The 14,014-nt window shown below is 36.3% G+C and carries 14 protein-coding genes; 6 read left to right on the top strand and 8 right to left on the bottom strand.

What is annotated here, in order from left to right:
* Positions 1-27: 27 nt before the first annotated feature.
* The 4 genes from ACLI50_RS00320 to ACLI50_RS00305 all read right to left on the bottom strand — a co-directional run bounded on the left by ACLI50_RS00320 (position 28) and on the right by ACLI50_RS00305 (position 2,927).
* On the bottom strand, positions 28-1,014 hold the full coding sequence (locus ACLI50_RS00320) for a 2-hydroxyacid dehydrogenase (RefSeq protein ID WP_411412892.1): 987 nt from the start codon (positions 1,012-1,014) through the stop codon (positions 28-30).
* Between the two features lie 77 nt (positions 1,015-1,091).
* Positions 1,092-1,355, bottom strand: coding sequence for a prevent-host-death protein (locus ACLI50_RS00315; RefSeq protein WP_110011069.1), 264 nt, complete (start codon positions 1,353-1,355; stop codon positions 1,092-1,094).
* Positions 1,356-1,531: 176 nt separating this feature from the next.
* Positions 1,532-2,182, bottom strand: a complete 651-nt coding sequence (locus ACLI50_RS00310) for a protein-L-isoaspartate(D-aspartate) O-methyltransferase (protein ID WP_110011068.1) — start codon at positions 2,180-2,182, stop codon at positions 1,532-1,534.
* 97 nt (positions 2,183-2,279) lie between these two features.
* Positions 2,280-2,927, bottom strand: coding sequence for a hypothetical protein (locus ACLI50_RS00305; protein WP_411412891.1), 648 nt, complete (start codon positions 2,925-2,927; stop codon positions 2,280-2,282).
* A 134-nt stretch (positions 2,928-3,061) separates the two neighbouring features.
* Between ACLI50_RS00305 and ACLI50_RS00300 the strand changes: the two genes are divergently transcribed.
* The 6 genes from ACLI50_RS00300 to ACLI50_RS00275 all read left to right on the top strand — a co-directional run bounded on the left by ACLI50_RS00300 (position 3,062) and on the right by ACLI50_RS00275 (position 8,763).
* Positions 3,062-4,024, top strand: coding sequence for a Gfo/Idh/MocA family protein (locus ACLI50_RS00300; protein ID WP_411412890.1), 963 nt, complete (start codon positions 3,062-3,064; stop codon positions 4,022-4,024).
* Positions 4,025-4,453: 429 nt separating this feature from the next.
* Complete coding sequence (locus tag ACLI50_RS00295; RefSeq protein ID WP_411412889.1) at positions 4,454-6,184, top strand: cellulase family glycosylhydrolase; 1,731 nt, start codon at positions 4,454-4,456, stop codon at positions 6,182-6,184.
* 66 nt (positions 6,185-6,250) lie between these two features.
* Positions 6,251-7,129, top strand: coding sequence for a CGA/CIA family class A beta-lactamase (bla-A, locus tag ACLI50_RS00290; RefSeq protein WP_202839453.1), 879 nt, complete (start codon positions 6,251-6,253; stop codon positions 7,127-7,129).
* A gap of 31 nt (positions 7,130-7,160) precedes the next feature.
* Positions 7,161-7,571, top strand: coding sequence for a hypothetical protein (locus tag ACLI50_RS00285; protein WP_202839451.1), 411 nt, complete (start codon positions 7,161-7,163; stop codon positions 7,569-7,571).
* A 10-nt stretch (positions 7,572-7,581) separates the two neighbouring features.
* The gene (locus ACLI50_RS00280) at positions 7,582-8,478 is read left to right on the top strand and encodes a 3-hydroxybutyryl-CoA dehydrogenase (protein WP_202844343.1); all 897 of its coding nucleotides are present in this window, start codon (positions 7,582-7,584) and stop codon (positions 8,476-8,478) included.
* A gap of 45 nt (positions 8,479-8,523) precedes the next feature.
* On the top strand, positions 8,524-8,763 hold the full coding sequence (locus tag ACLI50_RS00275; protein ID WP_002977986.1) for a DUF8828 family protein: 240 nt from the start codon (positions 8,524-8,526) through the stop codon (positions 8,761-8,763).
* Between the two features lie 48 nt (positions 8,764-8,811).
* Here the strand turns inward: ACLI50_RS00275 and ACLI50_RS00270 are convergent, their stop codons facing one another.
* From ACLI50_RS00270 to ACLI50_RS00255, 4 genes are all read right to left on the bottom strand, one after another.
* The gene (locus tag ACLI50_RS00270; RefSeq protein ID WP_062671854.1) at positions 8,812-9,222 is read right to left on the bottom strand and encodes an META domain-containing protein; all 411 of its coding nucleotides are present in this window, start codon (positions 9,220-9,222) and stop codon (positions 8,812-8,814) included.
* Between the two features lie 528 nt (positions 9,223-9,750).
* Entirely contained in the window at positions 9,751-12,153 is a 2,403-nt protein-coding gene (gene pheT / locus ACLI50_RS00265) for a phenylalanine--tRNA ligase subunit beta (RefSeq protein ID WP_411412888.1), read from the bottom strand.
* Positions 12,154-12,358: 205 nt separating this feature from the next.
* Positions 12,359-12,976, bottom strand: coding sequence for a DUF417 family protein (locus ACLI50_RS00260; protein ID WP_411412887.1), 618 nt, complete (start codon positions 12,974-12,976; stop codon positions 12,359-12,361).
* A gap of 63 nt (positions 12,977-13,039) precedes the next feature.
* A complete protein-coding gene (locus ACLI50_RS00255; RefSeq protein WP_343638920.1) occupies positions 13,040-13,870 on the bottom strand; it encodes an AraC family transcriptional regulator in 831 nt (276 codons plus the stop codon).
* Positions 13,871-14,014 lie beyond the last annotated feature (144 nt).

Below are 14,014 nucleotides of genomic sequence, written 5' to 3'. Positions count from 1 at the left end.
TATCATCAGAACAAAAATAATTCCAAGTTATGATGATTGATGAGAATAAACGTCAGGATTTGCACAATTCGGCATTTTTTCATTTTTTGAAAAAGCGATAATATTTCCTGCAGCCAGTCTGGCCATTCCATTTCGGGCTTCCAAAGTCGCAGAACCGATATGTGGCAGAATACAGACACTTGAAAGTCCCAGAATAGGATCATCTGCAGACATTGGTTCCGGATTGGTAACATCCAGACCCGCTCCCCAGATTTTTTTGTCAACAAGTGCCTGATACAGATCTTTTTGACTATGAAAACCTCCTCTGGCTGTATTGATGAAAATCGAGTCTGGCTTCATTTGTTCAAATATTGAATAATTAAACAATTCTTTCTGTTCAGGGGTAAAATTAGCATGTACACTCAATACATCTGAGCTTCTGATCAATTCTTCAAAAGAAACATAAGCTGCCCCCAGCTCTTTTTCTGCTTCTTCATTCTGATGGCGGTTGTGGTAAATGATGTTCATACCAAAAGCCTTTTTTGATTTTTCAGCCATTTCATACCCGATTCGGCCTAATCCAAAAATCCCCAGTGTTTTTCCATATAATTCCTGGCCCAGGGAGTGTAGAGGATCAAATGCTCCCCAGTTATCATCTTTTACTTTCTGAAAATTATAGCTTGCTCTTCTGGCAACAGACTGCATCAGTAAAAAAGCAACATCTGAAGTAGCTCTGCTCAAAACATCAGGAGTATTCCCTATCGGAATATTTCTTTGCGTAGCTTCTTTAATGTCAACGTGATCAAATCCTACAGAATATAAGGCAATGGCTTTGACATTCGGGCAGGCATCAAAAAAATTCTTATCATATTTGAAATCTCCGCCCACATTGAGTATGGTGTCAGTGTTTTTACAGTAATGAATCCATTCTTCGTAAGAAAGGGTTTCCTTTTCCGGAAATATAAGTTCCAGACCGGCCTCATTCAGCATTTCAATTCCTGTTTCGGGAATTCTTTTATTGATAAAAACTTTCATTGTACTGTGGTTTGATTATTTTAAATAAAAAACCTCACTCGCAAAAAGTAAGGTTATTGAACTTTAATATTAAAAAATTATTTCTCTTCATCCGAATGGTCTTTGTTTTTCTCCCAGGCTTCAGAAGCAATTTCCTGAATTTCTGTCCAAACTTCTTTTGCAGATTTCTGAGCCTGCGCCATAAATCCTTGTTTGGTAGCTTCCTGATTCCTGCTTTTCATGTCATGAAGGTAATCTTTCACCTGCTGGGAATAGCTTTCTATACTGTATCCCGGATTATTGTGCAGATTTTTCTGAAGATTACTAAAATCATGTGACGCCTTGAATCTGTTCGTGTCCATAATATTAAGATTTTAGTGATTGGGTTCTCATGTGAATCCAATTTTTATTCCGAAACATATTTAAAATGTATTAAAAAAAATTAAATCTTATTAATTATCGAATTTCAAAAACACAAACTATGGCTAAGAACAGGTATTTGAAACCAGCAGGTTGACCAGTCCTTGTCTGTAATACATTATTGATTTGTATTTCCAAGCATCGGAACAAATTTATAAGCTCCGAATTCTTCTTTTTCAAATTCTGTAGGGCCTACTTTTGTAAATCTGTATAAAACCTGTTCATCCGTTGGACCTAATGGGATCACCATTATTCCACCGATGTTCAGTTGTTTTAAAAGCTCTGTGGGTAATGTAGAAGCGCCACAGGTTACAATGATTTTGTCAAAAGGAGCAAAAGTTGGAAGCCCGGCAAAACCATCTCCAAAACTCTGAAATTTTGGAAACAGATGAAGTTCTCTGAGTTTCTTTTTGGAAAAATCAAAAAGGTCTTTCTGCCTTTCCACCGTATAGACATGAGCTTTCATCGCCATTAAAACTGCGGTCTGGTATCCACATCCTGTTCCGATCTCCAAAACTTTTTCACCTGGTTTTACCTTCAGCAATTCAGACTGTTCCGCTACCGTGGACGGATGGGAAATGGTCTGATGGGCGAGAATAGGAAATGCCCTGTCTTCATAGGCAAAATCTTCAAAAATACTTTCGATAAAAAGGTGTCTTGGAACTTCATTCATTGCCGAAAGTACATTTTCATCCGAAATACCAATTCTGTTTCGAAGGTAGTCTACTAAAATCTTTCTTTTTCCTTTATGTACAAACGAATCCTGCATTTGACAAAAGTAAGAAATTAGAAATTAGATTTCAAATCGGAACAAAGAATATCCCAAAAATAAAGCAGCCATTATTTTGACTGCTGTGTTTTTATTTTTAATTCCATTGTATCGGATAAGGACCATAAAAATCACTGAAGGTATTATCAGCACATCTTTTTCTCACAAAAAAGTTATAATTCACTGTTTTACTTAATCCTACATAAACAGCTTTTTGGCCTGCAAACACCAAATCTCCACTTGCAGGAGGAGCAAAACTAGTTGTCAGAACAGTTTCATATGCAGAAACTCCATCATTTTCCCAGGATACTGTAGCATCAAAAATAGAAGAATTCGCAGAAGAGGTTGTTTTCGAATAGGTTGCATATTCTGGTTTTACGCAGGTGGTAGTAGTGCCGGCCAATACGGTGACAGGTCCTGCCCAGTTGCTCCGGCCGTTGTCAATTCCGCAGTTTTTTCTTACATAAAGATCATATTTGTTATCTTTATATAGAGGGAGATTATAGAAGTTCTTATTGGTGACCACTGTGATTCCCTTTCCTAAAGAGAAACCCTGTTCCCCATACTGTACTTCATAATAGCCTTCTCCCATACTGATAAAGCTCCAGGAAAGTCGATTATTTGTTTTCTCAAATATCAGATTTGTAGGAGTACCACATTTGGCCTGCGGGTCATATGGGCTATCTCCTATACATCCGGCAGTGCATAATCCAGAGATGATTACAATCGAAATTATTCTTTTCATAGCTATTTTTCTGACCGTGAATTTAGTATAATTTCTTTAATGAATGAAGGTGTTCATTCCTGACTATCACCAAGTGAAAAGTCATGTATTTTATAAATGTACATTCACTATCTTTACAAAAATTTAATACAGCTATGTTAAAAGCAGGTTTGGTAGGTGCCGGACACTTGGGAAAAATACATTTAAAACTTCTTAATCAGTCAGATAGATATGAATTTGTAGGTTTCCATGATAAAGATGTTGAAAACGGAAAGAAATTAGAAGCCGAATTCGGATATAAATATTTTGAAAATTTTGATGAATTGCTTGAGCAGATTGACATGCTTGACATTGTCACTCCAACTGTTTATCATTATGATTATGCCTTAAAAGCCATTGAAAAAGGCCTTCATTTCTTTATTGAAAAACCGGTAACCCAGACTCTTGAGCAGGCAGAAGAAATTCTTCGTTTGTGCCAGGAAAAAGGAATCAAAGCACAGGTAGGACACGTTGAGCGATACAACCCGGCTTTTATTGCTACCAAGGAATACATCAGTACTCCGATGTTTATTGAAATCCACAGACTGGCTGAATTTAATCCCCGTGGTACAGATGTTTCTGTGGTATTGGATCTTATGATTCACGATCTTGATATCTTATTAAGCATTGCGAAATCTAAAGTGAAAAATATCCACGCAAGTGGTGTTTGTGTAGTCAGCAAAACTCCGGATATTGCCAACGCAAGAATAGAATTCGAAAACGGATGTGTGGCCAACCTTACGACTTCCAGAATTTCTATGAAAGCTATGAGAAAAAGCAGATTTTTCCAGAAAGATGCTTACATTTCCGTTAACTTCCTTGAGAAAAAGGCTGAAGTGATAAGAATGAAAGATGCTCCCGAAAACCCTACTCCATTTGATATGATTATTGAAAATGCAGAGGGAGAAAAGAACCAGATTCTTTTTGAATATCCGAATATCCAGCCTAACAATGCGATTCTGGATGAATTGAATTCATTTGCGGATGCCATTACCAATGATAAAAATGTAGAAGTTTCCCTTGAAGACGGAACTGAAGCATTGAAAGTGGCTTTGGAGATTATGAAACTGATCAGTTAAAAACATACTGATTCTTAAATATATCATGCTATCTTATAATCAGAATAATGGATTATGAGATAGCATTTTTTATTATTATAAAACGCAAAGTTTCATTTTCAGCCACGGATTATGTTAAGTAAGCAAAGAATGAATCAATTAAAATTGATTTGATGAAGCTGCATATTTAATTAATTCAGAATTTGTATTTTAAGAAACTCATGTAAAAAAAAACGATTCATTAATAATTACAGATTTATCAATAAAAAATCCTTTTCAAAACAAAAAAATAATATATTTGAAGAATAATTCAATAAAGCATTGAAAAATTTTGTTTTACATATATGGATATCCGGCAAACGTGAAGATGTGAACTTTGATTCATCTCGTTTGATCACCATTCCGTATTATTTCTAATATTTTCCTATTATTTTAAACATTGCAATCACTATGAAAAGAGCCATTCTATTATCCGTACTTTTATTGTCTCAATTTGGGACATCACAATTACTGAAGACTTCAGGACAGAAAATCGTTAATGATAAAGGTGAAAATATTCAATTGAAAGGCCTTGGGTTGGGCGGCTGGATGTTACAGGAAGGATATATGCTGAAAACTGCCGATTTCGCCGGCCCTCAGTATAAGATTAAGGAGAAAATTGCTGAACTGATTGGTGAAGACGGAATGAATGAGTTCTACAAAGCGTACCTGAAAAACGGAATCACTAAACAGGATATTGACTTTCTTGCCAAAGCCGGATTCAATTCCATAAGGCTTCCGATGCACTACAATCTTTATACGCTACCGATTGAAAAGGAACCTGCCAAAGGAAAAGATACGTGGCTGGAGGAAGGTTTTAAAATGACTGATGATCTTCTTCAATGGTGTACCGATAACAAAATATACCTGATTCTGGATCTGCATGCAGCTCCGGGAGGCCAGGGAAATGATGCGAATATATCTGATAATGATAAATCCAAGCCTTCACTTTGGGCTAATGAAGAAAATCAGAGAAAAACGATTGCGCTTTGGAAAAGACTGGCTGAAAGATATAAGGATAATCCTTGGATTGGAGGGTATGACCTGATTAACGAACCCAACATCAACTTTACAGGTAAAAACCCGAATGGTACAGATGAAATGTCCAATGCTCCACTTTGGAAGCTTCAGAAAGACATCACTGCAGCTATTAGAGAAGTTGATAAAAAACATATTATTTTTATTGAAGGAAACGGCTGGGGAAATAATTATAACGGATTACCAGCAATCTGGGATAACAATATGGCCTTCAGTTTTCATAAATACTGGAATTACAATGATGATCAAACCATTAAGTTCGCGCTGGATCTCAGAGAGAAACACAATATGCCGATATGGCTTGGAGAAACGGGAGAAAACTCTAATGTATGGTTTACTGAGTTGATTCAGCTTTTAGGCAAGCATAATATAGGATACGCCTTCTGGCCGATGAAAAAGATTGATAATATCGCGGGAATTACCAATGTAAAAATCACTCCTGAATATGAAAAGCTGTTGGATTACTGGAAAAACGGAGGTGAAAAGCCTTCTAAAGAGTATGCAAGAAAAGCTCTATTACAGATTGCCGACAATTATAAGCTGAACAACACGGAAATTAAAAGGGATGTGATTGATGCGATGTTCAGACAGATTACAGATGCTTCTACAAAACCTTTCAGAAATCACCAGGCTCCGGGAAGAATATTTGCTTCAGAATATGATTTGGGAAGAATGGGTGCTGCCTATCTGGATAAGGATTTTATCAATCTCTGGGTAAGTGATCCGGCAAAAAGATCGGAGTGGAACTCCGGACAGCAGATGAGAAATGACGGGGTGGATATTTATAAATGTAATGATAAAGTTACCAATCAGTATTATGTAGGAAAAACAGAAACCGGAGAATGGCTTCAGTATACGCTTCGATCAAAAGGAGATGCAAATTATACTCTGGACATCAGATATTCTGCTGCCAACGATGCTAAAATAAGAATTGAAACGGCTTCCGGAAAAGTTTTAGCTACAGTATCATTGTCATCTACGGGTGGAAATGAAAACTGGAAAACGGTTACTGCAAAAAACATCAGCCTTCAGAAAGGGGAAAACAAGATCAGAATCGTCTTTGAAAATGATGGAGTAAATCTGAATTATTTTGAATTAAAATAGTAATAATTGTCTTAAATTGCAGCTCTCTTCCGGTCTTCAGAAGAGGGCTTTTTTAATGATCATATTATGAAAAAAACAGCATTCTTTTTCCTTTTGATTTCAGCATTTACCTTTGCCCAGACTTCTTTATTAGAACAGAAAATAAACTCAATCCTTAAGAACAAAAAAGCTACTGTGGGCGTTTCTGTCCTAGGTTTTGAAAATGGTTTTACATACAATAAAAACGCAGACAAAAAGCTGCCAATGCAAAGTGTATTCAAGTTTCACATTGCCGCAGCGGTTCTGAATGCCATAGACCAGGGAAAGCTTTCTCTGGATCAGAAAATTAAACTGGATCAGTCAAATTTACTAGAGAATACGTGGTCGCCGCTTCGTGATCAATATGCAGGAAAAGATGTTGAAGTTCCGTTAAGTGAAGTGATTGAATATACGGTTGCCAAAAGTGATAACAACGGCTGTGATATTCTTCTCAGGTTATTGGGAGGTACCCAGACTGTTCAGAAATTCATGGATTCCAAAGGGGTACAAGGTTTTCAGATCAAATATAATGAAGAAGACATGCATAAAGACTGGAATGTTCAATATGAAAATTACAGTACTACAAAATCAGCAGTCGATATCCTTAAAAAATTCTATGACGGGAAAATACTTTCCAAAAAATCTACAGATTATCTGATGAAAGTACTATGGTCTACTTCCACAGGATTGAATAAAATGGTGGAACAACTTCCCAAAAACACTCCCGTGGCAAGAAAAACTGGAGCTTCCGGGAAAAATAAAGCAGGTTTGACAGGTGCGGAAAATGAAATAGGAATCATTACTTTACCGAATGGAAAACATTATGCATTAGCCGTATTTGTCAGTAATTCAACGGAAACGGATGCAGTCAACTGCAGGATGATTTCAGATATTTCCAGAGAGGTTTGGGAATATTTTAATAAGTAAAATTTTAAGCTTATTTTTAAAGCGATTTAACATGAAAAAAATAATACTAACAACGGCTCTGTTTGCTTTCACATTCTTTTACGCTCAGAAGAATCAGAATTATTTAGAGATCAGCTACGGAAGTGTATGCTGTGGCCCTGCCTCTGATAAGCCTGTGATGAGCTTTCTGAAAGAATTTAAGAACAAAAGCCAGATCAAAAGCCTGGAAGTCCTGATCCAAAAAGGGATGGGAAGAGAAGGCGAATATACATTGTATGTTGGCACCGATTTTCTTACAAAGAATCAGAAAAAACGATTGATAAGAGGTTTAACGGCTACTGTTTCCAATCAGAATAACAGTAAAAAAAGCCAGAGTGTAGGAAATGTTACCTTTGATTCAACAGCTGTTGTCACACAATCTGACCTTACAGACGCAAAAAATTTAACTATCTATAAAAAATAAAGGAAAAATGATCAAAAACATTGTAGTTATCGGAGCGGGAACCATGGGAAATGGTATTGCACATACTTTCGCACAAAGCGGTTTTAAAGTAAATCTTGTAGATGTATCCCAGGAAGCTTTGGACAGAGGTTTAAAAACCATTACTACCAATCTTGACAGAATCATTGCAAAAGGAAACCTTACAGAGGAGCAAAAAGCTGAAACATTAGGTAACATCACTACTTTTACAGCATTGAATGAGGCTGCAGGATCTGCTGATCTTATTGTAGAGGCTGCTACTGAAAATCTTGATCTTAAACTGAAGATCTTCGGCCAGATGGATGAGCTGGCTCCTGCCAATTGTATCCTTGCAACCAATACTTCTTCTATTTCTATCACAAAAATTGCTGCGGCTACCAAAAGAGCTGATAAAGTAATCGGTATGCACTTTATGAACCCGGTTCCTATTATGAAACTGGTAGAAATCATCAAGGGATATTCAACTTCCAAGGAGACTTTTGATGCCATTTATGAAATGAGTAAAACTTTGGGTAAAGTTCCAGTAGAAGTGAATGACTACCCTGGTTTTGTGGCGAACAGAATTCTAATGCCAATGATCAATGAGTCTATCGAGACTCTTTACAACGGAGTGGCTGGTGTAGAAGAAATTGATACGGTAATGAAACTGGGAATGGCTCATCCAATGGGTCCGCTTCAGCTGGCAGACTTTATTGGTCTTGATGTATGCCTTGCTATTCTGAACGTTATGTATGACGGTTTCAAAAATCCTAAGTACGCTCCGAACCCACTGCTTGTGAATATGGTGACAGCCGGAAAACTGGGTGTAAAATCAGGAGAAGGGTTCTACGATTATTCTGAAAGCAAAAAAGCTGAAAAAGTTTCAAAAATGTTTTTGAAGTCATCTTAAATCAATAATTTTAATTATCTTTGAGAAAGTTAAAACATTAAAAAAATGAAATTACCAAAGTTTTTATTAGCAGATAATTCGGAATTTCCAGAGGATCTATTCGTGGTTCATACAGAATATCCAAGATTTATCTTAAACGTTGAGGAAGAAGAAGTTGAGTGGTTAGATGATCTTGAAGGTGATGATGAAGAAACGATGGCAGACGAGGCTACTAAAGTAGTAGAAGCAGCATTCAAATGGTGCGATGAAGAGTTGGCTAAGTACGACGAAGAAGAGGAAGATTAATAACACTCTAAACATAAAAAAGGAACTCAATTGAGTTCCTTTTGTTTTTTATTCTGATTTTGTGAATTTCAATAGCAAAAGATTGTCTTTGTACAATTCTAAAGTATTTCCGGAAACCACATATTTGTTAGCTTTCCCCATCATATCCATAAAGTTCTGTTCTACCCCGATGTTGCTGCACATCATTTTTGTAGATCCCATCTGTCCGGCTGCAAAACTTCCTGTAGACGGATCTATGGTAGCCGTTCCGAAATAGTTGTTACATCCCGCATTTCCGGTGATCTTTTCTCCTTCAATATTTAATGTTGGAACTTTACCTTTTACCGTTTCAGCCAGTGTCCATTTTGTGCTGGCAAGAGCAGGCTGAGCTTTTCCTACTTTAGATGCAGACGGGCTTGTCATGGATCCACATGAAGCCAATACTGCCGCTGTACATATACTTAAAAAAAGATTTTTCATTTTTTTCTTTTTGAATTAACCCAAATTTACGGAAATTATATTATTTAAACGGGTTGCCGTGAATTTTATTATTCTTTAACATTTGATATTTTGAATATTTTTCCGAGCAAAAGATCTTATTATGCGGTCATAAGTTGGAAAACGCAAAGACGCAAATTTGTTAATATGCAAAGAGTTTAAGGCGCAAAGATTTTATCTCCGATAAAATTTTAATACTATACCCTTGTCATTCCGAGCAAAGCAAGGAATCTATACTATAATTGGTTTATAAAATATATTGAGACTCTTACGGAGTGATAAAGACTGTGGATAGATTGTTTTTATACAAAATTTCCATTTTAAACACGAATAACATTAATATTTTCACTAATATCACTAATGCAATTCAATAGGAACGGGCTTTAGCCCGTTTTTCTATCCACAAAAATTCATTTGGCTTTAGCCCAAGCCTAACAACAACGCAATAAAACAAAAAAACGGACTTAAACAAGTCCGTTTCTATTATGTTGAAATATATATTTTCAATGATTAAGATCTCAACTCAGCGTTGAATTCTTTCTGGAAAGCTTTGATCAGAGAATCCATTACCTCTGTAATCTCTTTTTCTTCCAGTGTTTTTTCTTCGTTTAACAGTTCGAAGCTCATTGCATAAGACTTCTTACCTTCAGGAAGATTTTTACCTTCATACACATCGAACAGATTAATGTTTTTAATGAATGGAGATTTGTTCTTCTTAGCCGTCTGGTATAAATCCTGATAGTTAACTGTTTTATCAATCAATAAAGCTAAGTCTCTTCTGATTTTGTTAAACTTCGGAATATCTTTGAATTTCAATTCATTTTTAGAACGTAACTCCTGAGCAAATTCCAGTTCAATTTCTGCATAGAAACATTCCTGATCAATATCAAAGTCTTTCAATAAGGCAGGCGCTACTTTTCCGATTCTTACCAATGCTTTACCATCCGCTTCATATACCAATGCATCAGAGAATCTGTCATCAGTTAGAGCTACTTCTTTGTAATCTACAGCCAATCTTTCCAATAAAACTTTTACATACGCTTTAAGGTTATAGAAGCTTACCGCAGATTTTGGCTGAAGCCAGTTTTCTGCAACGTCTCTTCCGGAAACCAGTAATGCCAGTTGTTTTCTTTCTTCGTATTTATCTTTTTTGTGATAAATTTTTCCTAATTCGAAGAATTTGATATCCTGATTTTTTCTGTTGATATTGTATACTGTATTCTGAAGAAGTCCTTCCAATAAAGACTTTCTCATGAATGCTAAATCTCCGCTTAAAGGATTCAATAGTTTTACAGCATCTGTTTCATCTTTTACAGAAGTTAAAGAGTTGTTCATTACTTCATTGAAACCAAGGCCTTGTAAAGTTCTTGCCCAGCTGTTTTCCAGTTCATCCTGATCGTTAGCACTTAGCTTAACAGGAGTAAATGAAATCTTCTGTGGAGCATCAATTTTATTGTATCCGTAGATTCTTAAAATCTCTTCAATCACGTCAATTTCTCTTGTTACATCTGCTCTGTATGCAGGAACTGAGATTTCGAAACCGTTTGGAATTTCATTTAAAACCTGAATTTCCAATGCTTTTAAGATTTCCTTTACTTTTTCTCTGTGGATTTTTGTTCCTAAAATCTGCTCAATTTTAGAGAATCTAAGGATCACGTAATTGTCCTCTATTTTCTTAGGATATTCTTCCAATAAGTCACCTACCAATTTACCTTCAGCAATTTCCTGAATCATTTTAATTGCGTGAGTGATGGCTGTTCTGGTAAGATTCGGGTCTACTCCTCTCTCAAATCTGAAAGAAGCATCTGTATTCAAGCTATGCGCTTTTGCTCCTTTTCTCACTGCAATCGGGTTGAAGTAAGCACTTTCAAGGAATATTGTTTTTGTAGTTTCAGATACTCCTGAATTCTCACCTCCGAATACTCCGGCAATACACATCGGTTTATCTTTACCGTCTTTGATCATGATTTCAGAACCATTTAATGTTCTTTCAACACCATCTAAAGTTGTAAATTTTGTTCCCGGTTTTACCACTCCCACTTTCACTTTTTTATCTGCAATTTTATCTGCATCAAATGCGTGAAGCGGCTGTCCGTATCCGTGAAGAATATAGTTGGTAATATCTACAACGTTATTAATCGGGCTTAGTCCGATCGCTTTCAGTCTGTCTTTCAACCACGATGGTGATTCTGCAACTTTTACATCTTCAATAACTGCTCCGATATATCTTGGACACAATTCTGCATCTTCAATTTCCAGTTTGAAATCATGAGTTCCTTCATTATTCAAAACTTCAGAGGCTACTTTATTAAATTGTGACTTCAGTTGGTTCGTAGAAATATAAGCGTGTAAATCTCTGGCAACACCATAGTGAGACATAGCATCTGTTCTGTTCGGTGTCAATCCGATTTCAAAAACCTCATCATTGGTCAACTCAAAATAGTCTGCAAAGTTTTTCCCTACTTCATATTTTGTTTCATCCAGCACCATAATTCCTCCGTGATCATCGCTAAGACCTAATTCGTCTTCTGCGCAGATCATCCCCTGAGAAACCTCACCTCTGATTTTTGCTTCTTTAATTTCAAAAAAGTTTCCGGTCTTGTCATAGATTTTTGTTCCGACAACGGCTACAGGAACAGTTTGCCCCGCTTCTACGTTAGGAGCTCCGCAAACAATGTTCAACACTTTTCCGTTTCCTACGTCTACAGTTGTCTTCTTCAGTTTGTCAGCATTAGGATGCTTTTCGCAGGTAAGTACTTTACCTACAACAATTCCTTCCAGGCTGCCTCTTACACTTTCAAATTTATCTATCCCTTCAACCTCTAGACCTATATCTGTAAGGAATTCACCGATTCTTTCAGTTTTTGATTCCGTTTTTACAAAGTCCTTCAGCCAGTTGTTTGATATTTTCATTTGTTAATCTATCTACTTATTTAATTCGTCAGATGAGTTCTAGATTCCACCTGCTCTATTTTGAAACTTTTATTTGAAATCCCACCCCTTTTCCGGTGTGATTTTTCGAGCTACAAATGTCGTGTTTTTTTGAGAAATAGAGAAATTTACAAGCGATTTTAAGATAATAAATTTTCGTTAATCTTTGTGCTGCTGATTCATGAAACTATTGGTCCAATGGTTTCACCAGCTTCTTCAGGCTATCAGAAAATAATACCAACCCTCCGGCCATCATGATAATATCCTTCAATACGAGACGTCCTGCTCCTGACAGATACGGAAATCCATATTGAGGTGTCACTCCATCTCCGCCCAGATTGGGGACGTAAACTTCAGGAGTAGTGATCAGGAATGACAGGGTAACCAATGACATTAAAAATGTTAAAGCACCTCCAATTGTTCCAATTTTAGGAAACCAAATCCCCAGTAATACCATAACTCCTATTACAACGATCATTGTCCCTAAACCGTAGGAAAAGGCATATGTTCCGTTTTCCTGATGCCAGTCAATATTTTTCTGAACCACTTTTCCTTCAGGATTTTTATACAAAGTGTATTCTGCAACCCGTTTTTTATCTTCCTTAATAACTTTATGGTCTGCATTTTTGTAGAAAAAACTCATCAAAGGGCTGTTGGCAACGAAAGGCACAATTCCATCAGCTTCATAATGAAAGGCTTTCAAGCCTCCAATCCAGGCCATAACGATGAAAATTGAAATTCTGAGAAAATTGAAAAAGTACGTATCCCATTGTAATAATTGGTGATAAAGTCTGCTGTTTTTCATGTGATTTATTTTTTACCAAAGGTATTCACATGCCTGCAGCACCAACATAGACATTTCAGGACATTACATGGACATTTTCGCCACCACGGAGATCCCCACTTTTTCTCTGTAATTTTTAGGAGAGCAGCCTACTGACTTTTTGAAATACCTGCTGAAATAAAATTCATCTTCAAATCCCAGTTCAGAAGCAATCTCCTTTACAGATCTGTAAGTTAAATGCAACAATTTTTTGGCTTCCAGAATAATTCTCTCATTGATAAGCTGAGTGGGTGTTTTGGAGAATTCTTTCTTTACTGCCTTGCTTAATGTACTATTGGTAATGTTCAGTTTATCGCTGTAAAATGACAGTTCTTTTTCTGTTTTAAAATACGTTTCCAGAAGTTTCTGAAATTCTGCAGCATTTTTATTAGAAAGCTTTTCATTAGAAATTATGCTGTTTTCAATACTGCTTTTCTGTTTGCTTCCAATGGCAAGAATGAGCTGGATATAGGTTTTGATAATGGATTCCGAAAACGGATGCTTTTCACGTTCTTCTTTTTTAATATGATTAAAAAGCTCAAGAATATAATGATAACTCTCTTCCGAAAGCTCAACACTCGGATTCAGATAAATATTATTGAAAAGAAGTCCGTTACAAGCCACTTCTTTTTTATGATATTCTATACAGTAATAATCTCCGTGAAAGAAAAGCACGTGGATATTTTCATCAGATTCCGAAACCAGTTTCACCTTTTGATAAGGAGAAAGAAAGAGAATATTGTATCCGCTGTAAGAATAATTAATACCATCTACTGAGAAAACACCGGAACCTTTCCATAGAAACACGCTGTAATTTTCAGTTGTGAACTCTGCGGAAAAATCTGAGGTTTGGGAAGACTGTATTTTTATTTCCATGATGAGTTGATTTAAACACTAATGACGCTAATGATTCACAAATAACACTATTGATTTAATATTCTTTTGAATACGCCTTTCTCTTATTATACTTTTGCCTTGAAGCAAAAGTATACAAAAGTTCAAGACGGGAATCATCCGCTA

Origin of the sequence: Chryseobacterium cupriresistens, from assembly GCF_046614675.1 — a bacterium.
Classification (GTDB): domain Bacteria; phylum Bacteroidota; class Bacteroidia; order Flavobacteriales; family Weeksellaceae; genus Chryseobacterium; species Chryseobacterium cupriresistens.
This window is presented reverse-complemented; position numbering and strand designations above follow the sequence as displayed.